This is a genomic window from Paracidovorax oryzae ATCC 19882 (assembly GCF_000687165.1).
GTDB lineage: Bacteria > Pseudomonadota > Gammaproteobacteria > Burkholderiales > Burkholderiaceae_C > Paracidovorax > Paracidovorax oryzae.
Genome location: NZ_JMKU01000005.1, coordinates 28,633 through 50,450, shown reverse-complemented (window position 1 = coordinate 50,450; position 21,818 = coordinate 28,633). Strand labels below are relative to the sequence as shown.

At 71.0% G+C, this 21,818-nt stretch carries 15 protein-coding genes; 7 read left to right on the top strand and 8 right to left on the bottom strand.

The genetic code is table 11. The annotated features are described in order from the left end of the window. Positions 1-30: 30 nt before the first annotated feature. From T336_RS0103735 to T336_RS0103720, 4 genes are all read left to right on the top strand, one after another. Positions 31-3,276 carry an efflux RND transporter permease subunit gene (locus T336_RS0103735; RefSeq protein WP_026431546.1) on the top strand — a complete coding sequence of 1,082 codons (3,246 nt, stop codon included), beginning with the start codon at positions 31-33 and terminating at the stop codon, positions 3,274-3,276. A 14-nt stretch (positions 3,277-3,290) separates the two neighbouring features. After that, entirely contained in the window at positions 3,291-4,763 is a 1,473-nt protein-coding gene (locus T336_RS0103730) for an efflux transporter outer membrane subunit (protein WP_026431545.1), read from the top strand. Between the two features lie 204 nt (positions 4,764-4,967). Further along, positions 4,968-6,407, top strand: coding sequence for an NAD-dependent succinate-semialdehyde dehydrogenase (locus tag T336_RS0103725; RefSeq protein ID WP_019700790.1), 1,440 nt, complete (start codon positions 4,968-4,970; stop codon positions 6,405-6,407). A 229-nt stretch (positions 6,408-6,636) separates the two neighbouring features. After that, entirely contained in the window at positions 6,637-7,902 is a 1,266-nt protein-coding gene (locus tag T336_RS0103720; protein WP_026431544.1) for an FAD-dependent oxidoreductase, read from the top strand. A gap of 34 nt (positions 7,903-7,936) precedes the next feature. Here T336_RS0103720 and T336_RS0103715 read toward each other — a convergent pair whose 3' ends face one another. From T336_RS0103715 to bfr, 7 genes are all read right to left on the bottom strand, one after another. Continuing rightward, on the bottom strand, positions 7,937-10,174 hold the full coding sequence (locus T336_RS0103715; RefSeq protein WP_026431543.1) for a TonB-dependent siderophore receptor: 2,238 nt from the start codon (positions 10,172-10,174) through the stop codon (positions 7,937-7,939). 114 nt (positions 10,175-10,288) lie between these two features. Continuing rightward, on the bottom strand, positions 10,289-11,008 hold the full coding sequence (locus T336_RS0103710; protein WP_026431542.1) for a DUF4198 domain-containing protein: 720 nt from the start codon (positions 11,006-11,008) through the stop codon (positions 10,289-10,291). 126 nt (positions 11,009-11,134) lie between these two features. Further along, positions 11,135-11,491 (bottom strand): DUF3325 domain-containing protein, encoded by a 357-nt coding sequence (locus T336_RS0103705; RefSeq protein ID WP_026431541.1) that lies wholly within the window; start codon positions 11,489-11,491, stop codon positions 11,135-11,137. Between the two features lie 5 nt (positions 11,492-11,496). After that, the gene (locus T336_RS0103700) at positions 11,497-13,185 is read right to left on the bottom strand and encodes a PepSY-associated TM helix domain-containing protein (RefSeq protein ID WP_026431540.1); all 1,689 of its coding nucleotides are present in this window, start codon (positions 13,183-13,185) and stop codon (positions 11,497-11,499) included. After that, complete coding sequence (locus T336_RS0103695; protein ID WP_026431539.1) at positions 13,182-13,490, bottom strand: DUF3649 domain-containing protein; 309 nt, start codon at positions 13,488-13,490, stop codon at positions 13,182-13,184. Before T336_RS0103695 ends, T336_RS0103700 begins: the two co-directional genes overlap by 4 nt. Before the next feature lie 19 nt (positions 13,491-13,509). Further along, positions 13,510-15,678, bottom strand: coding sequence for a TonB-dependent siderophore receptor (locus T336_RS0103690; RefSeq protein WP_026431538.1), 2,169 nt, complete (start codon positions 15,676-15,678; stop codon positions 13,510-13,512). Between the two features lie 335 nt (positions 15,679-16,013). Then, complete coding sequence (gene bfr, locus T336_RS0103685) at positions 16,014-16,490, bottom strand: bacterioferritin (RefSeq protein WP_011794517.1); 477 nt, start codon at positions 16,488-16,490, stop codon at positions 16,014-16,016. A 256-nt stretch (positions 16,491-16,746) separates the two neighbouring features. Here bfr and ahpC point away from each other — a divergent pair, with 256 nt between their 5' ends. After that, the gene (gene ahpC, locus T336_RS0103680; protein WP_026431537.1) at positions 16,747-17,322 is read left to right on the top strand and encodes an alkyl hydroperoxide reductase subunit C; all 576 of its coding nucleotides are present in this window, start codon (positions 16,747-16,749) and stop codon (positions 17,320-17,322) included. 154 nt (positions 17,323-17,476) lie between these two features. After that, positions 17,477-19,045 (top strand): alkyl hydroperoxide reductase subunit F, encoded by a 1,569-nt coding sequence (gene ahpF, locus T336_RS0103675; RefSeq protein ID WP_026431536.1) that lies wholly within the window; start codon positions 17,477-17,479, stop codon positions 19,043-19,045. 100 nt (positions 19,046-19,145) lie between these two features. Here ahpF and T336_RS24740 read toward each other — a convergent pair whose 3' ends face one another. Next, positions 19,146-20,066, bottom strand: a complete 921-nt coding sequence (locus tag T336_RS24740; RefSeq protein WP_209435939.1) for a LysR family transcriptional regulator — start codon at positions 20,064-20,066, stop codon at positions 19,146-19,148. Positions 20,067-20,156: 90 nt separating this feature from the next. Between T336_RS24740 and T336_RS0103665 the strand changes: the two genes are divergently transcribed. Continuing rightward, on the top strand, positions 20,157-21,653 hold the full coding sequence (locus T336_RS0103665; protein WP_026431535.1) for a carboxylesterase/lipase family protein: 1,497 nt from the start codon (positions 20,157-20,159) through the stop codon (positions 21,651-21,653). Positions 21,654-21,818 lie beyond the last annotated feature (165 nt).

Below are 21,818 nucleotides of genomic sequence, written 5' to 3'. Positions count from 1 at the left end.
GCCGGGCTCCAGAGAGCAGAGAACGACACCATGAACCTCTCCCGTTTCTTCATCGACCGCCCCATCTTCGCCGGGGTGCTGTCGGTGCTCATCTTCCTGGCGGGGCTGATCGCCCTGCGGGCGCTGCCGATCTCGGAATACCCCGAGGTGGCGCCGCCTTCCGTGGTGGTGCGCGCCACCTACCCCGGCGCCAACCCCAAGGTGATCGCCGAGACCGTCGCCACGCCGCTGGAGGAATCCATCAATGGCGTGGAAGGCATGCTCTACATGGGCAGCCAGGCCACGACCGACGGCGTGATGACCCTCACCGTCACTTTTGCGCTGGGCACCGACCCGGACAAGGCGCAGCAGTTGGTGCAGAACCGCGTCTCGCAGGCCGAACCGCGCCTGCCCGAGGAAGTGCGCCGCCTGGGCGTCACCACGGTCAAGAGCGCGCCGGACCTGACCATGGTCGTGCACATGGTCTCGCCCAACGGCCGCTACGACATCGACTACCTGCGCAACTACGCCGTGCTCAACGTCAAGGACCGGCTCGCCCGCATCCCCGGCGTGGGGCAGGTGCAGATCTTCGGCGGCGGCGATTACTCCATGCGTGCATGGCTGGACCCGCAGAAGGTGGCGCAGCGCGGCCTCTCCGCGGGCGACGTGGTGGCCGCCATCCGCGGGCAGAACGTGCAGGCCGCCGCGGGCGTGGTGGGCCAGTCGCCCGGCCTGCCGGGCGTGGACATGCAGCTGTCGATCAACGCCCGGGGCCGCCTGGCCACGGTGGAGGAGTTCGGCGACATCATCGTCAAGACCGGCGCCGACGGGGCCGTGACGCGCCTGCGCGACGTGGCCCGGCTGGAGCTGGGCGCGGCCGACTACTCGCTGCGCTCGCTGCTCAACAACGACCCGGCCGTGGGCATGGGCGTCTTCCAGGCGCCCGGCTCCAACGCGCTCGACATCTCGGCCAACGTGCGCGCCACCATGGCCGAACTGCAGAAACACATGCCCGAGGGCGTGGAGTTCCGCATCGCCTACGACCCCACGCAGTTCGTGCGCGCCTCCATCCGCTCGGTCATCCAGACATTGCTGGAGGCCATCGCGCTGGTGGTGGTCGTGGTGATCCTGTTCCTGCAGACCTGGCGCGCGTCCATCATCCCGCTGCTGGCCGTGCCGGTGTCGGTGGTGGGCACGTTCGCGGTGCTGCACCTGCTGGGCTTCTCGATCAACGCGCTGTCGCTCTTCGGGCTGGTGCTGGCCATCGGCATCGTCGTGGATGACGCCATCGTGGTGGTGGAGAACGTAGAGCGCAACATCGAGGCGGGCCTTTCCCCGCGCGAGGCCACCTACCGCGCCATGCGCGAGGTGAGCGGGCCCATCATCGCCATCGCGCTGGTGCTGGTGGCCGTGTTCGTTCCGCTGGCGTTCATCAGCGGCCTCACGGGGCAGTTCTACCGCCAGTTCGCGGTGACCATCGCCATCTCCACGGTGATCTCGGCGATCAACTCGCTCACGCTGTCGCCCGCGCTCAGCGCCTTGCTGCTCAAGGGCCACCACGAGCCCAGGGATGCGCTCACCCGCGGCATGGACCGCGTGCTGGGCGGCTTCTTCCGCCGCTTCAACCGCGTGTTCCACCGCGGCTCCGAGGCCTACAGCGGCGGCGTGCGCCGCGTGATCGGCCGCAAGGCGTTAATGCTGGCCGTCTACCTGGTGCTGGTCGGCGCGACCTGGGGCCTCTTCAAGGCGGTGCCCGGCGGCTTCGTGCCCGCGCAGGACAAGCAGTACCTGGTGGGCTTCGCGCAGTTGCCCGATGGTGCCACGCTGGACCGCACGGAAGATGTCATCCGCCGCATGGGCGAGATCGTGAAGAAGAACCCCAACGTGGAGGACGCCATCGCCTTCCCGGGCCTGTCGATCAACGGCTTCACCAACAGCTCCAACGCGGGCATCGTGTTCGTCACGCTCAAGCCCTTCGCCGAGCGCCGGCACGCCGACCAGAGCGGCGGCGCCGTCGCGGGCCAGCTCAACCAGGCCTTCGGCAGCATCCAGGATGCGTTCATCGCCATGTTCCCGCCGCCGCCGGTGGCGGGGCTGGGCACGACGGGCGGCTTCAAGCTGCAGATCGAAGACCGTGCCTCGCTGGGCTATGGCGCCATGGACGCAGCCGTCAAGGCCTTCATGGCCAAGGCCTACCAGACACCGGAACTGGCGGGACTGTTCACCAGCTGGCAGGTCAACGTGCCGCAGCTGTACGCCGACATCGACCGCACCAAGGCCCGCCAGCTCGGTGTGCCGGTGACGGACATCTTCGAGACCCTGCAGATCTACCTGGGCAGCCTGTACGCCAACGACTTCAACCAGTTCGGCCGCACCTACAGCGTGCGCGTGCAGGCCGATGCGCCCTACCGGGCGCGGGCGGAGGACGTGGGCCTGCTCAAGGTGCGTTCCACTACCGGCGAGATGGTGCCGCTGTCGGCGCTCATGAAGATCGAGAGCAGCTTCGGCCCCGAGCGCGCCATGCGCTACAACGGCTTCCTGTCGGCCGACGTGAACGGCGGGCCCGCGCCCGGTTTCTCGTCGGGCCAGGCGCAGGCCGCCGTGGAGCGCATCGCCGCCGAGACGCTGCCGCCGGGCATCGGCTTCGAATGGACGGAGCTGACCTACCAGGAGATCCTGGCCGGCAATTCCGCCGTGCTGGTGTTCCCGCTGGCCATCCTGCTGGTGTTCCTGGTGCTGGCCGCGCAATACGAGAGCCTGACGCTGCCCATCGCCATCATCCTGATCGTGCCCATGGGCCTGATGGCCGCCATGGCGGGCGTGTGGCTCACCCGCGGCGACAACAACGTGTTCACCCAGATCGGGCTGATCGTGCTGGTGGGGCTGTCGGCCAAGAATGCGATCCTGATCGTGGAGTTCGCGCGGGAGCTGGAATTCGCCGGCCGCACGCCCGTGCAAGCCGCCATCGAGGCCAGCCGCCTGCGGCTGCGTCCCATCCTCATGACCTCGCTGGCCTTCGTGATGGGCGTGCTGCCCCTGGTACTGTCCACCGGCGCCGGCTCGGAGATGCGCAGTGCGATGGGGGTGGCGGTGTTCGCCGGAATGATCGGCGTCACGGCCTTCGGCCTGTTCCTCACGCCGGTCTTCTACGTGGCCCTGCGCCGCCTGGCCGGCAACCGGCCGCTGCAGCAGCACGGCAGCCATGTGGCGCCGATCACCGATGCCGGCCAGGGCACGCCGGGCCATGGGGCCTCGGCCCACCCCGTGATCGCCGCGCCGCGCGGCCTGCATGAATGAGACGGAGCTTTGCGATGACGATGTTTTCTGCTTTCCATTCCCTCTCGCGGCTGGCGCCGCTGGCCGCGGCCCTGGTGCTGGCCGGCTGCATGAGCGTCCCGGCGGTGCCGGAACATGCCGGCGTGGCCGTGCCCGCCGCCTTCAGCGAAGCCGCCGGCTCCGCATCGTGGACCACGGCACCGCCCGCCGAGGCGCAGCCCCGCGGCGCCTGGTGGCTGGGCTTCCGCGATCCGGTGCTGGACGACCTGGTGCAGCGCGCCGGCAGCGGCAACACCAGCGTGCAGGAGGCCGCTGCCCGCCTGGCCGAGGCGCGCGCGCTGCTGCGGTCCGCCGATGCCAGCCGCGCGCCGCAACTGGGCGCCTCGGCCGGCGTGGCGCGGCAGGCCGGCGCCAATACGGCCACGGGCGGCCCCGTGCCCGCCACCCTGGCCACGGCAGGGCTGAACGTGTCCTATGAACTGGACCTGTTCGGCCGCCTCTCGCAGGCCAGCGATGCCGCGCGGCTCGATGCCCGCTCGCGCGAGGCGCTGCTGCAGAGCGCGCGCCTGATGGCCCAGGCGGATACCGCCCAGGCCTACCTGCAGCTGCGCTCGGTGCAGGCCGAACAGGCGCTGGTGCAGGAGAGCCTGGCCGCCTACCGGGACACCTTGCGCCTGACCGAGCGCCGCTACCAGGCCGGCGACGTGGCCGAGCTGGACGTGGCGCGCGTGCAGACCGAGGTGGCCGCCACCGAGTCCGACGCGCTCGCGCTGGAGCGCCAGCAGGCGGTGCTGACCCATGCGCTGGCCCTGCTGGTCGGCGAGGTGGCCACCGGTTTCACCGTGCCCCCCGCGGCCGGCGAGGCGGCGCTGCCCGTCATTCCCGCCGGCGTGCCGGGCACCGTGCTGGCGCGCCGCCCGGATGTCTCTGCGGCGCAGGCGGCCGTGCTGGCGGCGCAGGCCCGCGTGGGCGTGGCCCAGGCGGCGTGGTTCCCGGCGGTCACGCTCACGGGCAATGGCGGCTATGCCTCGCCGGAACTGGGCGACCTCTTCAAGTGGTCGGCCCGCTCCTGGGGCATCGGCGCACTGCTGTCGCTGCCGCTCTTCGACGGCGGCCAGCGCCAGGCGCAGGAAGACAGCGCCCGCGCCCGGCTGGAGGGCGCGCTGGCGGCCCACCGAGGCCAGGTCCTCACCGCCTTCCGCGAGGTCGAGGACCAGCTCGGCGCGCTGCGCCTGCTGGCCGGCCAGGCCGAGGCACAGGGCCGCGCCGTGCAGTCGGCGGCCCGCGCCACGCAGCTGTCGGATTCGCGCTACCGCAACGGCATGGTGAGCCAGCTGGAACTGCTCGACGCCCGCCGCAGTGAGCTGCGCAACCGCCGCCAGGCCCTGCAGGTGCGCACCGCGCAGTACACGGCCACGGTGGGCCTGATCCGCGCGCTGGGTGGCGGCTGGGGAGACGATGGAGCGAAAATGCGGGACGACGAGCGGCCGGTCGCGCGCAATGGTTGAAAGTTCCCGCAACTTGGGTAACTCGACGTAGCAAAGCGGTCCGGTGCCGACGCTGGGGCGCCAACCGGCCTATAGTGCTTCTTTTTGTTGCCGGGCCAGGTCATAGGTCCCGGCTAGGATACGGGGCGCCGCCCGCCATGCCCGCGGCACGACCGGCCCGTTTCCCTTTCCCATGTCCCTATCAGCTATCGCAGGAGCACACGCATGACGTATCCGAGCACACGCCTTTTCATTGCCGGTGAATGGCAGGATGCCGCCGATGGAAAGACCATCGCCGTGCACAACCCGGCCACGGGCAAGGAAATCGGCCGCGTGGCCCATGCCGGCCGTGCCGACCTGGACCGCGCCCTGGAGGCGGCCCAGAAAGGCTTCGAGGCCTGGCGCGACATCCCCGCCGTGGAGCGGGCCCGCACCATGCGCCGCGCCGCCGCGCTGATGCGCGAGCGCGCCGACGCCATCGCCCGCATCCTCACCCAGGAGCAGGGCAAGCCGCTGGCCGAGGCGAAGGTCGAAGCCATGGCCGCCGCCGACATCATCGAATGGTTCGCCGACGAAGGCCAGCGCATCTATGGCCGCATCGTCCCGGCCCGCGGCAGCCTCGCCGTGCGCCAGCTCGTTCTGAAGGACCCCGTCGGCCCCGTGGCCGCATTCACGCCCTGGAACTTCCCGATCAACCAGGTGGTGCGCAAGCTGGCCGCCGCCCTGGCGTCCGGCTGCTCCATCCTCGTGAAGGCCCCCGAGGAAACGCCCGCCAGCCCCGCCGAGCTCATCCGTGCCTTCGCCGATGCCGGCGTGCCGGCCGGCACCGTGGGCCTGGTCTACGGCAACCCCGCCGAGATCTCCAGCTACCTGATCCCGCATCCCGTCATCCGCAAGGTCACGTTCACCGGCTCGACCCCGGTGGGCAAGCAGCTGGCGGCGCTGGCCGGCCAGCACATGAAGCGCGTGACCATGGAGCTGGGCGGCCATGCCCCGGTGATCGTCGCGGACGACGCCGACGTGGAACTGGCCATCAAGGCCGCCGGCGGCGCGAAGTTCCGCAATGCCGGCCAGGTCTGCATCTCGCCGACCCGCTTCCTGGTGCACGAGAGCATCCGCAAGGATTTCGTGGCCGCGCTGGCGCGCCACGCCCAGGGCCTGAAGGTGGGCGACGGCCTGGCCGACGGCACCCAGATGGGCCCGCTGGCCAACCCCCGCCGCATCGCGGCCATGGCGGAACTGATGCAGGATGCCGTGCAGCACGGCGCCCAGGTGGCGGCCGGCGGCGAGCGCATCGGCGGCGACGGCAACTTCTTCCAGCCCACGGTGCTGGACGACGTGCCCGTGTCCGCGCGCATCTTCAACGAGGAGCCCTTCGGCCCGGTGGCCGCGGTACGTGGCTTCGAGAAGATCGAGGACGCCATCGCCGAGGCGAACCGCCTGCCTTACGGCCTGGCCGGCTATGCCTTCACGCGCTCCCTCAAGCACGCCCACCTGCTGTCGCAGCGGCTCGAAGTGGGTATGCTGTGGATCAACCAGCCCGCGTCCCCCTCCGCCGAACTGCCGTTCGGCGGCCTGAAGGACTCCGGCTACGGTTCCGAGGGAGGCCCGGAGGCGATCGAGGCGCACCTGAACACGCGCGCGGTGTCCATCACCAACGTGTGACCGGTCCGGCCATCGAGCCCGGGGCGGTGCTCCGGACAGCCCCCGCGGACATCCATCCCGGGGGCTTTGTCACATGGCGGGGGCCCCGGCAGGGCGGGCCGCGGCGACGCTGCCGGCAAAAAGCGTTCCATGCTGCGGATTCGCAGGGGTGGACTCCGGCGATACCTTGAAGACCGGCTGCCGGTCATGCACAGTGGGCCACTGTCACTCAGAACTCAGGCAGGAGAACATGTCAAACCACGGCGACGCAGACGATGTGCTGCACGTGGCCATCGTCGGCGGCGGGGCCCTGGGCCTCGCGTCGGCATACCACCTCATGCAGCGTGCGCGGCGCCTGGGTGCGTTCCTGGACGTGCATGTCTTCGATGGCCGCGAGGCCCCGGAGGCGCACGGCCAGGGTGTCCTGGCCGGCCCGGGGATGGCCGCTGGCCAGGCTCCGGCCGGTGGGGGGGATGGCGACCGCACGCCGCAGGATGGCAACGGGCTCGCCGTGCCGCTGATCCGCACCGTGCACCGCGCCGCCATGGCCCTGCGTGGCCGCATCCGGCTCGACTACTCCTGCGGGCGCTTCTTCGAAGACTGCCTGCGCGACCCGGAAGCGATGCTCGACGAGGCGGCGCGTACCCTGGCGCTGTCCATCGACTGGCGCGATGCGCGCGTGATGGACGCCCTCGTGCAGGTGCGCGACGGCTACTACTACCCCCTCATCTCGACCATGTTCCTCTGCGACCCCTCGGGCCCGCAGAACACCCCGGTGCAGGCGGCCCTGGAATACATCCGCTGGAAGGAAGACGGCCGCTCCCTGCCCGAAACCGATTTCACCGACGACGCATCGCGCAAATGGACGGAATCGCTTGCCGCGCACCTCGAGGAGCGGTCGGACGAGCAGGTGGCCGTCACCATCCGCTCGGGCGGCCGGCTGCTGGTACGCGTGATGAGCGACATGGTGGAAGTGCTGCGCGGGGGCGAGTCCCGGATCTTCGATATCTGCGTCATGGCCAATTCGCCGGGCGATGCCTTGCGCGTGTTGGCCTTCGACGCCGCCACCGCGGCCTTCGGCGTGCGGGTCGGCCGCATCCTGGACAGCGTCTGCGAGACGGACGACGAATCCGCCTGGTACGAGAGCGAGGGCATGCCGCCCCCCCGGCCATCGGGCACGGCCCCGGGAGGCGCCGGCTGGCGGCCTGCGGAGTGGAGCGGCGATGCGCCCGGCAGCCCGGCCGCGCGGCCGTCGCCGCCCACCCGGTCGGGGCCGGAAGACAAGGCCTGGGCGGCCTTCCGGCACCACGTGTTCGATGTGTCCGTGAAGGCCCGGGCCGACATCCGGGCGCTGAACGAGGCCTTCGTGGAAGGGTGGCGCGAGGGGGAAGGGCGAGTCCCCTGCGCCGAGATACCGCCGCTGCTGTTCGTGGGCGGCTGGCCCTATGGCGCCGTGCTGCAGGAGCAGTGCATGGAGCAGGCCGAGGAACTGGGCAACTGGCTGTTGCCCGAGTGAGGTCTCCCGCGGGGCGCCCCGCGGGGACGACCCGTCAGAAGCGGTAGGTCGAGGTCAGCAGGTAGGTGCGCCGCTGGCCGTAGAAGCAGTCGCCGCGTGCCAGGCACTGCGTGATCTGCACCTTGTCCGTCAGGTTCACCACGTTGAAAGCCAGCCGCCAGTCGCCCGCGTCGTACGCCACCATGGCATCGGCGATGGTGGAGGCGGGCGTCGTGATGGCGGTCGTGCCCGTCCATTGCGAGCCCGTGTAGCGCAATCCGCCGCCCACCGTCCACTGGCCGCGGCCGCCGGTGCCGAAGCGGTGCGACAGCCAGGCGGAGGCCGTGTGCTTCGGCACGCCGGCCACCGGCTGCCCCTCGTCGCCCGCGTTGCTGCGCGAGATCTCGGCGTCGGTGTAGGCGTAGGCCAGCGTGGCGTCCCAGCTGCGCGCGATGCTGGCTGTGAGTTCTGCCTCCAGGCCGCGGGCCTTGGTTTCGCCGATCTGCAGGTTGTTGCGCGGGTTGGTGGGATCGGTGGTCTTTCGGTTCTTCTCGCGCACCTGGTAGAGGGCGGCATACGCCGAGATGCCGCGGCCCTCGGGCTGCCATTTCACGCCGGCTTCCCACTGCTGGCCGCGCTGGGGCTTGAACGGCGTGCCGTAGAAGTCCACCCCGCCCAGGGGCTGGAACGACTCCGAATAGCTCAGGTAGGGCGCCCAGCCGCCATCCATCTGGTACGTTGCGCCCAGGCGCTTGGTCCAGGCGCTGTCGTCCACGGCGGCAGCGGGGCGGCCTTCGGTCTCGGTCTTCGCCCGGTCATGGCGCAGCCCGAGCGTGGCCGTCCAGCGGTCCCAGCGGACCTGGTCCTGTGCGTAAAAGCCCACCTGCCGCTGCCGGACGCCGGGCTGGCGTGCCAGGTCGGATTCCGACGGCGGCGTGAAGTTGCCGTACACCGGTGCATAGACATCGATGCCGCTCACGGTCTTGAACCACGAGGACTGGCTGGTGGTGTTGCGCTGCGCGTCCATGCCGAGCAGCAGCGTGTGTTCGGTGGCTCCGGCGCGCAGCTTGCCTTCGAGCTGGGTATCGACCATCAGCAGGCGGCTGGCGTTGCGCTGCCAGGAGGCATCGCGCAGCAGCGTGCGGTTGTCCGCCTCGAACACCGGGCGCGCCGGCCGGCCCGTGGCGCGGTTGGCGGTGAAGCTGGTGTACATGCTGCGGTAATCGACATCGCTCACCGTGCGGCGCAGGTTCTGGCGCAGCGTCAAGGCGCTGTTCAGCTGGTGGCTGAAGAGGTAGCCCCAGGAATTGTTCTCGCTGTCGTAGGCGTCCCAGCCGGGCTCGCTGATGAAGGCCGAGGTCGGGATCTGTCCGTATGGGCTGGGCAGTTGCGTGCCCTGCCACGGGAAGAAGCCGATCAGCGAGCCGCTCTTGTCCTTCTGGTGCGTGAACTGCAGCGTCAGCGACGTGGCGGCGCTGGGCTTCCAGGTCAGCGTCGGGGCGAACACCTGGCGGTCGTCGACCACGTGGTCCACCTGGGAATCGCTGTCGCGGCCCACGGCCACCAAGCGGTAGAGCCATTGCCCGTCCTGCGTGAGCGGGCCGGTCAGGTCGGCCGCGATCTGCTTGCGGGCGTGGTTGCCCAGCTGCACTTGCACCTCGCGCAGCGGCTCGGCCTGCGGGCGCTTGCTCGTGAGGTTGAGCACGCCGCCCACGCTGCCCTGGCCGTACAGCACGGACGAGGGGCCGCGCAGGAATTCGACGCGCTCGAGCAGGTAGGGATCGGCCTTGATGTTGTTGTAGGTGCCGTAGGTGCGCAGCAGGCCGTCCAGGTACTGCGTCACGTCGCCGCCGCGGGCCTTGAAGCTGTCCACGCGGCTGTCGAAGTAGTTGGACACCATGCCGGCGGTGTAGGCCGTGGTCTGGCGCAGCGTCTGCGCGCCCTGCGCCTCCATCTGGTCGCGCGTGACGACGCTGATGGCCTGGGGCGTCTCGATCAGCGGGGTATCGGTCTTGGTGGCCGACAGTGCGCGGCGGGCCACGAAGCCGGCGACGGGGTTCACGGGGTTTTCCTGCTGGCCGCCGGCGTTCACCATCACCGGGGCGAGCGTGGCTTCCGCCGCCGGGGCGCTGCCGGTGGCGGCGGCCTGCTGCGCATGCCCGGCGGGTGCGGCACCCAGGGCGCAGAGCGCGGCAGCAGCCGCGGACAGGGCCTGGACGAGCGCACGCGGGGCGGCGTCGGGGCGGCAGGCATGCCGTTGGGGGGCGGGGGGAAAGTCGAAGGATTGCATCATGTCAGGCAGGAAAGGGGCACCCGCGCCGCTGCGGGCGGCGTACGGGTGGCGTATGGGCGGAAGAGGAGAGCGGGTGCCGCACCGGGCGGCGTGGCGCCCGGTGCGGCGGGGAGTTCAGTGCGCAGGGGCAGGCGGCAGGGCGGGAGACTCCATGCCCTCGGCCTGGGCGAAGGTGAGCGTGGTGAGGTAGGCCGTCTCGCCGTACTTCTCGCCGTTGCGCTCGCCGGCGGCCGGGTCGGAGTGCTTCACCTCGGCCACGTACTGGCCCTTCCATGGCAGGGCGAAGCGCACCGTGCCGTCCGCACCGGTCACGGCCTCGCGGGCCCAGCCGGAGGGAGCGGCCAGCGTCACCTGGGCCTTGGGCAGCGGCTGGCCGTTGAACACCACGCGCATTTCGCCCGCGCGGCCCGTGGGCACCACGTCCAGCGGTGCCGTGGCCGCGATGGGGCGGGACAGGTCCGCGACCCAGCGCGCGGCGGGGCGCCAGAGCAGCGCGGGCTTGCCGCCCTTGCTCCGGTCGATCACCGGATAGGGGGCTTCCGCGAACAGCGTCTCGGCAGCGCCGGGCAATGCGTAGGCGAAGGCCTTGGCGGTGCGCCGGCCTTCCACGGGCGTGGCCGCCGCCGCACCCGGCGCATGGGCCTGCAGCACCGGAATGCCCTGGAACTTGTCCAGCGCGCCTGGCGATTTTTCGAGCAGGTTGTCGGCATATTCGCCGAACTGCAGCCGTGCCTGGCCGTTGCCGGCTTCGAGCCACACCTGGTGGGCCTGGGCACCGGCAGCGGCGCAGGCGGCGAAGAGGGCGGTGGCCCAGGGGCGGAAGGACGATGGCATCGGTTGGCTCCTTGAAAGGTGGAAAGGTCGATGAAAAAAACAATGCGGCGGCGCGCCGGAGGCGCCAGCGGCGGCGGGGAATGAAGGCCGGGACTGTTGCCGCACCGGGGCGGCCAGAGGCCCCGTTCAGCCCGTGGCGAGCGGCCCCGGGGCGGCCGCCAGGGCGGCCCACAGCACCGCCAGCGCCAGGGCCGCGGCCCGGAGCCGGGGCAGGCGCCGCGGCCACCAGGTGGCTGCGGCAGTGGCGCCCAGCGCCGACACGGACAGCGCCACGGCCCACCAGGTGACCGACAGCGGCACGCTGGCCATGCGCGGCCACGCCACGGCCAGGACCAGCGACAGGCCCAGCACGGCCCATCCGCCCCGGCGCAGGGTACGCAGCCGGGCCGGGGCGCCTTCGCGGCCCCAGGCGTCCTCGTGGTGCCGGTCCATCCCCAGCGCGATGCCGGCCCAGCCGGCGAAACACAGCAGCAACTCGAGCATGGGCGTCAGGCTCCTTGCGCGGGCGTGGTGCCGGACGGTGCGCCGGGCTGCACGGCGGCGCGCGCCGCCTTCGGCGCGGCGGCCGCGGGGCGCCGCAGCAGGTGGCGGGCCAGGGCGCCGAACACCAGCCCGGTGGCCAGCAACGACAGGTCCATGCCCGCCCAGGCCCATTCGCCCGCGGGCAGCGTGACGCCCAGGTGCGCCGAGGTGGTGGCCGCGTTGATCACCGGCAGCGCCGCGAACAGCGCACCCGCGGCACCCAGCAGCAGCGCCCAGCCGCGGCGGTCCGGCCGCAGCAGGCCGATGGCCAGGCCTGCGCCCCAGGTGCCGAAGAACCATGCGAGCTCCGCGTCGGCGCGCCCGGGCGTGGACAGGGGCAGCAGCCGGTTGGCCGCGAGGAAGGCGGCGACCGCCAGCGGCAGCCCGCCCATCAGGCCCACGTTCAGACTGGCCACCAGCCGCTCGCCGAAGGGCAGGCCGGCTTCGCCTGGCCTGCGCTGCGCCTGCGCGCGCCGCTTCACCGACCAGAGCACCAGCCCGGAAGCGATCATCAGGCTGCCCAGCACGCCGAAGCCGAACAGCGCCCAGCGCATGCCCGGGCCCGCGAAGCGGGCGAGGTGCAGCCCGTAGAGCACGCGGTAGGTCTTGATCGCGGGTGTCTGCGGATCGATCAGCGCGAGATGCCGCGCCGTGGCGCCGTCGAAGCGCAGCCGCGCGGGGCCGTATTGCAGCCGGTCGCCATCGTGCCGCGTGACCTCCACCACCGTGCCGTCCGCGTCGCGGCGCGCCGAAATGTTGCCGATGCGGGCATCGCCCCAGGTGCGGTGGGCGCCGGCCACCATCGTGGCCAGGTCCAGCGGCGGCAGGGGCGCGGCGGCTTCCGCCGCCCCGCGCGCCCGCCGGGCGCTGCGGGCTCCGGGCTCGTCGCCCTGCATCTCTGCGAAATAGGCCTGCGAATCGGTGCCCCTGGGCGTCGCGTAGGCGGCCGCGATGCCGGCGGGCATGTAGAGCGTGTGGAAGATCATCAGCCCGCTGAAGGTGATGACGAGGTAGAACGGCAGCGCCAGCACGCCGGACACGTTGTGCGCGTCCAGCCATGCGCGCTGGCCGCCCTTGCTGGGCCGGAAGGTGAAGAAATCCTTGAAGATGCGCCGGTGCGTGACCACGCCCGTGAGCAGCGCGATGAACATCAGCAGCGTCGCCACCCCCACGATCCAGCGGCCCTGCAGCGCCCAGCGGCTCTGGTGCGCCGTGCGCAGCTCGAAGTGGAAGCGGTAGAAGAATTCGCCGCCCATGGTCTCGCGCGTGCCGATCGACTCGCCCGTGGCCGGGTCCATGAGCAGGGTCTGGAAGCGGCCGTTGGCACTGTCGCGCCAGAGCACCGTGACGGCCGGCAGGCGCTCGTCCGGCAGGCGCATGATCCACTGCGTCACGCCTGGCGCGTGGCGGTGCAGCGCTGCCTGCGCCCGGTCGGCCACGTCGGGGCTCGGGGCGGCCAGCCCGTGCATTTCCGGCCGCATCCAGAGATTGAATTCGCTCTTGAAGAAGCTCAGCGTGCCGGTGGCGAAGATGGCGAAGAGCAGCCATCCCAGCACCAGGCCCGCCCAGGTGTGCACCCAGGACATCGCCTGCCGGAAGCCCTCGCGCCCGGGCGCCGCGGCGGGGCGCGCGGTGTCGTTCGAAGCAGCCGTCATGCCGCGCCTCCCCACAGGCGCGGCGCGAGCACGCAGGCCCCCAGCAGCAGAGCGGGCACGCCCACCCCAGCCCAGGCGGACCATGCGGTGCGCGCGTAGAACACCCAGGCCACCGCGCCGGCATACACCAGCCAGGAGAACATCGTCGCGGCCAGCACCGCCTCCACGCGCGGCATCGCCAGCGCCAGGGCCAGCGCGCCGGCCGCCGTGGCGGCGGCCGCGAGCGCATAGCCGCCGGCCGTGGCAGCCAGCGCACGCGACGCGATCGCCAGGCGGTACTTCCAGAGAGGACGGGTGGGTTTCATGGCAGCGGCGTCCGGGCGGTCAGAAGGCGTAGTCGAGGGTGACCTGCAGCGCGCGCGGCTCGCCCGGCGTGACCGAGGCGAAGCCCGCGGCATTGCTGGTGCCGTCGAGGTAGTAGCGCTTGTCCGCGGCGTTCTTCAGGTTGGCCTGCAGACGCAGGCCGCCGGCCATCTCGTAACCCACGGCCAGGTCGGCCACCGTGTAGCCCGGCAGGCGGCGCCGGTTGTCGTTGGTCAGGAACTTGTCGCCCTGGTGCGTGAGGCCGCCGCCCACCCACAGGCCGGGCACCGCGGCGACGCGGTACTGCGTCCAGAGCGATGCGGTGCGCTTCGTCGCCAGCGCCACGCGGTTGCCCACGTTGGCGCCGGCCACCGTGTCGGCCAGCACCTTCGGGTCCATGAAGGTGGCCTGGGCGGTCACGGTCCAGCCCGGCGCGATGCGGCCCTTGGCCTCCAGTTCCAGGCCGCGGATGCGCTGGCGGCCCGTGAGCACGGAATAGCCGGGGTTGGCAGGATCGCTGGCGGGGCTGTTGGTGAGTTCCAGCTCGAATAGCGACGCCGTGGTCAGCAGGCGGCGCGACAGCCACTCCTGCTTCACGCCCACCTCGATCTGCTTGCCCTCGGACGGCGGCGCGGCCACGTTGCCCGCGAGCAGCGTGCCCACGTTGGCCTGGAAGGAGCGCGCATGGCTGGCATAGACCATCGTGCCGGGCACCGGCTCGTAGCTCAGCGCGAGCGAGGGCTGGGTCTTGCCCGCGTCCAGCTGCGGCCGGGCGTAGCGGTCCTTCAGCCGGTCGTGGCGCAGGCCCGCGGTCAGCGCCCAGGGCCCCCAGGCCATGCGGTCCTGCACGTAGATGCCCGGGTTGCGCGTGTCGCTGGCGACCGCGGGCGCGCCGGTGGACGCCGCGGGCGGGGCGATGCCCGTCACCGGGCGCGACAGATCGACGGCGGGCAGGGTGCCCGTGCCGCTCGCGCCGTAGCGGCTCTCCATCGCGCGCCAGTCCACGCCAGCCAGCACGCGGTGTTCCACCGCGCCGGTGCGCCAGCGCCCGCGCAGCTCGGCCAGCACCGTGTCCGAGGTGTAGCTCTGCCCCGGCGCCAGCCAGTAGCCGCGCGCCACCCGGCCGGCGGACACCCCCGACAGCATCGGCAGCAGCACGTCGCGCTCCGTCTCGTTGCGCGAGACGTACAGGCGCGCATCCAGCGCATCGGTGAAGCGGTGCGTCAGCTCGCTCGCGTAGAAGCGCATGCGGCCCTGCGTGGTGAGCCAGGGCTCGCCGTAGAAGTTGCCCTCGTCCAGCGCGTCGGCGCTGCGCGGGTCGGACGGCACCGGTACCGGCAGGCCGGGATAGGACGTGGTTTCCAGGCGGTAGGTCTCGGCCTGCACCCGCCAGCGCGTCTGCGGCGAGATGCGCCATTCCAGCGCCCCGCCCAGGCCGCGCTTTTCCGGGGTGATGCCGTCCACGGCGCTGCCGCCGCGGCTGGCCCCGCCGGTCAGGCGGTAGAGCAGCGTGCCTTCGGAGTCGATCGGCCCGGTCAGGTCGAACTCCCCGGAACGCCAGCCATGGCTGCCGGCGCCCAGGCGCACCGAGCGCATTGCCTCGGCCTGCGGCTGCTTGCTCACGTACTGGATCAGCCCGCCCGGTGCGACCTGGCCGTATTCCAGCGCAGCGGGCCCCTTGATCACTTCCACCCGGTCGATGTTGAACAGCGGCGGATCGATCAGGTGCATGAACTTGGCGCCGTCCCGCAGGTAGTTGTAGGTGTTGTTGGCCCACAGGCCGCGCACCGAGAACTGGGAATAGGAGCCGTAGTACTCGCTGCGCGAGGCCACGCCCGAGGCGTTGCGCAGCACCTCGCGCTCGGTGGTGGCGCCCTGCTGCTCCAGCGTCTCGCGCTCCACCACGCTCACCGAGCGCGGCGTCTCCAGCACCGACAGGCCCAGCCGCGAAGCGCTCTGCACGCGGCGAGCGGGCGTGGCCGCCTCGCCGGAACGGTCCGCGCTCACCTGCACTTCGCCGAGCGTCGCGGAACGCTGCTCCCCGGCCTGCGCGCGTGCGGCCAGGGGCACCGCCGTCAGCAGCACCGCGCCGCAGCACAGGCCCGCACGGGCCAGCGCGGTGCAGGAAGGGCCGGCCCAGGACGTGGCGCGTCGGGGCAGGGGAGGGGTGGAGACAGGGGAGGACAGCATGGCGGCAGACTTCGGGACGGCAAAAGACCTGAGTGCGCTGGCTGCCGGGGCGGGAGGGCCGGGTCCGGACTGGCTTGCGGTGGGAGCGCCGTTCAACGCCTGCGGCGAGAGGCCCGGGCAGGGTGCGCGGGCGGCGGCTCCAAGGCGATGGATTCTAATTATTTTTGATACGCATTCTCATTTGTATATGGAATTCTCCAAATTTCCACCCGGGGCATGCAACTTTTGCCGCAGGCTTCGCCACGCCGCGTCCGCAGTCCTGCGGGGGCAAAAAAAAACGGGCCCTCAGGCCCGTGGTATCCGTGTCGCCGGCCCGTGCGCCGGCGCTGCCGGCGTCAGTCCGCCTCGCCCATCTGCGACTGCAGGTAGTTCTGCACGCCCACCTGTTCCACGAGGCCCAGCTGGGTTTCCAGGAAGTCGATGTGCTCCTCGGTGTCCTCGAGGATTTCCTGCAGCAGGTCGCGCGAGACGTAGTCGCGCACCGCCTCGCAGTGGGCGATGCCTTCCTTGATGGTGGCCTGGGCGCCGCGCTCGGAGCGCAGATCGCACTCGAGGATCTCCGGCACGTCCTCGCCGACCTGCAGCTTGCCCAGGTCCTGCAGGTTGGGCAGGCCGTCCAGCATGAAGATGCGGTCCATGATGCGGTCGGCGTGCTTCATCTCGCCGATGGACTCTTCGTACTCCTTCTTCGCCAGGCGGTCGAAGCCCCAGTGCTTGAGCATCCGGTAGTGCAGGAAGTACTGGTTGATGGCCGTCAGCTCGTTCTTGAGCTGGGCCTGCAAGTGGGAAATAACCTGGGCGTCGCCTTGCATGGGGCTCTCCTCGTAATAATGGAATGGTGCGGTGTCGGCGCGATTGTCGTGATGCCCGCCCGCCACGGCAAGGCGAAGCCCCCACGCGCCCGGTCTGCCTGCGTGTGACACTGAGTTGTGTTCTCATTGGAACACCCCCATGGGCTCCAATAGTTCGATCCAATCGATTGCATGGAATCAATTAATTGGATTGATTGGGTGGACGCCCCTAAACTTCGTCTTGTCATTCAGCAACCCACCAACCAAGGAAACAGCAATGTCCCTGATCAATACCCAAGTCCAGCCTTTCAAGACCGAAGCGTTCGTGAACCGCAATGGCAAGGGTGAGTTCATTACCGTCACGGAAGAGAACCTGCAGGGCAAGTGGTCCGTGCTGATCTTCATGCCGGCCGCCTTCACGTTCAACTGCCCGACCGAGATCGAAGACGCCGCCGACAACTACGCCGAGTTCCAGAAGGCCGGTGCCGAGGTCTACATCGTGACCACCGACACCCACTTCTCGCACAAGGTGTGGCACGAAACCTCCGACGCCGTCGGCAAGGCCAAGTTCCCCCTGGTCGGCGACCCGACGCACAAGCTGACGAACGCCTTCGGCGTGCACATTCCCGAAGAGGGCCTGGCACTGCGCGGCACCTTCGTGATCAACCCCGACGGCATCATCAAGACGATGGAAATCCATTCCAACGAAATCGCCCGCGACGTGTCGGAAACCCTGCGCAAGCTCAAGGCCGCCCAGTTCACCGCCGCCAACCCCGGCCAGGTGTGCCCCGCCAAGTGGAAGGAAGGCGCCAAGACCCTGACGCCTTCGCTGGACCTGGTCGGCAAGATCTAATCGCCCGCGCGATCCGGAAGCGCCCGGTGCGCTTCCCCGGCCGGACCCCCGCATGGCGCTCGCGCGCCGTGCCGTCCGGCTTTTTTTCGCCCGTTTTTCGCCCTTGCCCCGGCCTCCGGCTCCCTGCATAACTCGAAACCACTGAAAGACCTCCATGCTCGACGACCAACTCAAATCCCAACTTTCCGCCTATCTGGAGCGCGTGACGCAGTCGTTCGAGATCGTGGCTTCGCTGGACGGCAGCGACACCTCGGCCCAGATGCGCGAGCTGCTGGAAACCATCCAGTCCCTGCGCAGCGACAAGATCTCCCTGCGCACCGACGGCGACGACGCCCGCAAGCCGTCCTTCACGCTGCAGCGCGCCGGCACGCAGACCAGCCTGCGCTTCGCCGGCCTGCCGCTGGGCCATGAATTCACCTCGCTGGTCCTGGCCCTGCTGTGGACCGGCGGCCATCCGCCCAAGGTCGAGCAGGACGTAATCGAGCAGGTCCAGGCCCTCGACGGCGACTTCGGCTTCGAGGTCTACATGAGCCTGACCTGCCACAACTGTCCGGACGTGGTGCAGGCGCTGTCGCTCATGGCCATCCTCAACCCCAAGATCCGCACCACCGTGATCGAAGGCGGCGCCTTCCAGCAGGAAGTGACCGACCGCGAGATCATGGCCGTGCCCATGGTGTTCCTCAACGGCCAGGTGTTCGGCTCCGGCCGCATGACCATCGAAGAGATCGTCGGCAAGCTCGATACCGGCGCTGCCCAGCGCGAAGCCGCCAAGCTCTCGGCCAAGGATGCGTTCGACGTGCTGATCGTCGGCGGCGGCCCGGCCGGCGCGGCAGCGGCCGTCTATGCCGCCCGCAAGGGCATCCGCACCGGCGTGGCGGCCGAGCGCTTCGGCGGCCAGGTCAACGACACGCTGGACATCGAGAACTACATCTCGGTCAGCAAGACCGACGGCCCGAAGTTCGCCGCCGCGCTGGAGCAGCACGTGCGCGACTACGAGGTGGACCTGATGAACCTGCAGCGCGCCCGCGCCCTGCGGCCGGCAGCCACCGAAGGCGGCCTGATCGAGGTCGAGCTGGAGAACGGCGGCACGCTGAAGTCCCGCTCGGTCATCATTTCCACCGGCGCACGCTGGCGCAACATGAACGTGCCGGGCGAAGAGCAGTACCGCACCAAGGGCGTCACCTACTGCCCGCACTGCGACGGCCCGCTGTTCAAGGGCAAGCGCGTGGCGGTGATCGGCGGCGGCAATTCCGGCGTGGAAGCGGCCATCGACCTGGCCGGCGTGGTGGCCCATGTCACGGTGCTGGAATTCGCCGGCGAGCTGAAGGCCGATGCCGTGCTGCAGCGCAAGCTGCGCAGCCTGCCCAACGTGGACGTGATCCTCAACGCCCAGACCACCGAGGTGAAGGGCGACGGTAACCGCGTGACCGGCCTGAGCTACAAGGACCGCACGAACGACGAGCACCACGTGCTCGCGCTGGAAGGCATCTTCGTGCAGATCGGCCTCCTGCCCAACACCGACTGGCTCAAGGGCACGGTGGAGCTGTCGCGCTTCGGCGAGATCGTGGTCGATCCGCACGGCCGCACCAGCGTGCCGGGCGTGTTCGCCGCCGGCGACTGCACCACGGTGCCCTACAAGCAGATCATCATCGCGGCGGGCGAGGGCGCGAAGGCGGCCCTGGGCGCCTTCGATCACCTGATCCGCACCTCGGCTCCGGCCTGAGGCGCAGCGGGCGGATCGCCCGGAAGCGACAAGAAGCACAACAAGGGAGCGGCCTGGCCGCTCCCTTGCTTCGTTTCTTGGGCGCTGCAGCGTCGGCCGCTCAGGTGGACGCGAGCCGCCGGGGCAGGTGCTCGGCCAGCATGTCGAGGAAGCGGCGGGCAGCGGCCGTGAGCGCGCGGCCTCCGGGGTAGAGGGCGTAGATGGTCGCGGGCTCCGGCGTCCAGTCCGGCAGCAGCCGCGCGAGGTGGCCCCGGGCGATGTCGTTCCGGCACAGGGCCAGCGGCAGGGTGGCCACGCCCAGGCCCAGCCGCGCTGCCTGCAGCAGCGCCGTGGGCACGTTGGTGGTGAAGACCGGCTCGAAGCGGTGCGTGGCCGTGTGGCGCCCGCGGCGCAGCCGCCAGGCCCATTCGGCGCCGCGTCCGCCCAGGCCGATGCAGGGCAGCGGCACCAGCTCGTCCGGATGCGCGGGCGCGGCATGGCGGCCCAGCGCGCCCGGGCCGGCCACCAGCGCATATTCCGCGACGGCGATCTTGCGCGCCACCAGCGAGGCGTCGGGCAGAGGACGGAAGTCTGGATGGATGACCAGGTCGGCATGCCGGTCGCTGGGGTCGAAGGCCCCGGCGACCTCCTCCAGGTGCAGCCGCACATCGGGCACCGAGGCGGCGAAGGCCGCCGCCATCTCTTCCACGATGGCCGCGCCGATGGCAGGCGGGCAGACCACGTGCAGCACGCCGCTGGGCCGGTTGCGCAGCCGGTCGGCCAGGGCCAGCACCTTGTCGGCCTCGGCCGCCAGATGCGCACAGTGGGCATGGCACTGCGCTCCGAAGGACGTGAGCGAAAAGCCCTGGCCGCCCCGGTGGTAGAGCGGCAGGCCGAGCCGCGCCTCCAGCTCGCCGATGCGGCGCGCCAGCGTCGACTTGGGCATGTCCAGCCGCCGCGCCGCCGCCGAGACGCTGCCGCTCTCGACCACGGTCCTGAAGAGGTACATGTCGTCGATGCCGTGCATTTCCTTGCGTCCCATTTATGTAGATATCAGGTCCCGATTATGGGACGCATGCCGGGCCCTCGCAGGCCTAGGATGGCTCCATCGCCACTTCACGGAGCCATTGCCATGCAAGACCTTTCCCAAGTCGTAGTCCATTCCCCCTTCGGCGCGCTGCGCGGCCGCGTCGATGGCGGCGTCGCCCGCTTCCGCCGCGTGCCCTACGCCCCCGCCCCGGTGGGGTCGGCCCGCTTCGCGCTGCCTGGCGAGCCGCCGCGCTGGTCCGGCGTGCGGGATGCCTGCGTGCCCGGCTCGGTGGCGCCTCAGCTGCCTTCGCGGCTGGACGCCGTCATGGGCGCCTACCCGGCCGGCATGGACGAGGACTGCCTGCATCTGGACATCTGGGCGCCCTGGCAGGGCACGGCCGCGCCCGCCGGCCCCGCCCCGGTGCTGGTCTTCCTGCACGGCGGCGCCTTCATGACGGGCGGCGGATCGCTGGACTGCTACGACGGCGCCCTGCTGGCCCGCCGGGCCGGCATCGTGGTGGTGAACGTAAGCTATCGGTTGGGGCTGTTCGGCTTTCTGGCGCGGCCGGACTTCGCGCCCGCCAACCTGGGCCTGCACGACCAGCGCGCCGCGCTGCGCTGGGTGTCGCAGGCCATCGCAGCCTTCGGCGGCGACGCGGGCAACATCACGGTCTCCGGCCAGTCGGCGGGCGCCTTCAGCGTGGCCGCCATGCTGGCCGACCCGGCCTGCCGGGGGCTGTTCCGCCGCGCCATCCTCATGAGCGCGCCCCTGGGCCTGGCGCTGCCGCGCGCCGCCGATGCCCCGCCCACGGCCGAGGCCATGCTGCGTGCGCTGGGCCGCGATCCCGCCGACCTGGAGCCGCTGCGCACGCTGCCCGTGGCCGATCTGCTGGGCGCGCTGGCCCGCGTGCAGCAGGAGCGCATGCTGCCGCCGTCCCCGGTGCCGGGCGACGTGACGCCGCCTTTCCTGCCGACGGTCGGCGAAGACGGGCTCGCCCGCAGCCCCATCGACGCGCTGCGCGAAGGCGCAGGCGCCTGGTGCGACACCCTGGTGGGCGTCACGCGCGACGAATACGCGGCCTTCGCCCACGGCAACCCGTCGTTCGAGCGCTTCACGCCGGAGCAGCTGCGCGCGGAATACCGGCGGCTGTTCGGAGACGGTGCCGACGAGGCCCTGGCGCGGACGCGCGCCCAGCTGACGCCGGCCGATCCCGCCTCCGTGCTGAGCGCCTTGCGCAGCGAAGAAGTCTTCGCCGGGCCGTCCGCCGAACTGGCGCGGGCCCAGGCACGGCACGGGGCTCGCTCCTACCTGTACCAGTTCGACTGGGCTTCGCCCCGGGCGGGCCTGCAGGCATGCCACTGCATTGACCTGCCCTTCCTCTTCGGCAACCTGGACACCTGGCAGGCCGCGGCGCCCATGCTGCAGGGGGCGGACGCGGGCGAGCTGCAGGACCTGAGCGCCACTTTCCAGGGCGCGCTCTGCGCCTTCGTCCGCACCGGCAGCCCGGAAGGCGGCAGCCTGCCGCGCTGGCCCGGATTCGGCAGCGACGGCGCCTGCATGCATTTCGGCCGCCGGACGCAGGCCAGCGCGCGCTGCTGACGGGGCGGAGCTGCTGCCAGGGGCTGCAGCCTGCGGCCATCGCGTCTCATGGGGCAGGGGGGCGATGGAAACGAAATGTTCTCGGGCGCCGGGCGTGGGGCGGCGCCCGCGCTCCCAGTCATCGGCCTGACATGGGTGGGCCGGATCATCCGTGTTGCGGATTTG

Coding starts and splice junctions, on each gene's coding strand:
- T336_RS0103715 (WP_026431543.1), bottom strand. CDS start 10,174: ATGATGCAATCCTTCGACTTTCCCCCCGCCCCCCAACGGCATGCCTGC.
- T336_RS0103720 (WP_026431544.1), top strand. CDS start 6,637: ATGTCAAACCACGGCGACGCAGACGATGTGCTGCACGTGGCCATCGTC.
- T336_RS0103695 (WP_026431539.1), bottom strand. CDS start 13,490: ATGAAACCCACCCGTCCTCTCTGGAAGTACCGCCTGGCGATCGCGTCG.
- T336_RS24740 (WP_209435939.1), bottom strand. CDS start 20,066: ATGGGACGCAAGGAAATGCACGGCATCGACGACATGTACCTCTTCAGG.
- T336_RS0103735 (WP_026431546.1), top strand. CDS start 31: ATGAACCTCTCCCGTTTCTTCATCGACCGCCCCATCTTCGCCGGGGTG.
- T336_RS0103730 (WP_026431545.1), top strand. CDS start 3,291: ATGACGATGTTTTCTGCTTTCCATTCCCTCTCGCGGCTGGCGCCGCTG.
- T336_RS0103710 (WP_026431542.1), bottom strand. CDS start 11,008: ATGCCATCGTCCTTCCGCCCCTGGGCCACCGCCCTCTTCGCCGCCTGC.
- T336_RS0103705 (WP_026431541.1), bottom strand. CDS start 11,491: ATGCTCGAGTTGCTGCTGTGTTTCGCCGGCTGGGCCGGCATCGCGCTG.
- ahpC (WP_026431537.1), top strand. CDS start 16,747: ATGTCCCTGATCAATACCCAAGTCCAGCCTTTCAAGACCGAAGCGTTC.
- T336_RS0103665 (WP_026431535.1), top strand. CDS start 20,157: ATGCAAGACCTTTCCCAAGTCGTAGTCCATTCCCCCTTCGGCGCGCTG.
- T336_RS0103725 (WP_019700790.1), top strand. CDS start 4,968: ATGACGTATCCGAGCACACGCCTTTTCATTGCCGGTGAATGGCAGGAT.
- ahpF (WP_026431536.1), top strand. CDS start 17,477: ATGCTCGACGACCAACTCAAATCCCAACTTTCCGCCTATCTGGAGCGC.
- T336_RS0103690 (WP_026431538.1), bottom strand. CDS start 15,678: ATGCTGTCCTCCCCTGTCTCCACCCCTCCCCTGCCCCGACGCGCCACG.
- bfr (WP_011794517.1), bottom strand. CDS start 16,490: ATGCAAGGCGACGCCCAGGTTATTTCCCACTTGCAGGCCCAGCTCAAG.
- T336_RS0103700 (WP_026431540.1), bottom strand. CDS start 13,185: ATGACGGCTGCTTCGAACGACACCGCGCGCCCCGCCGCGGCGCCCGGG.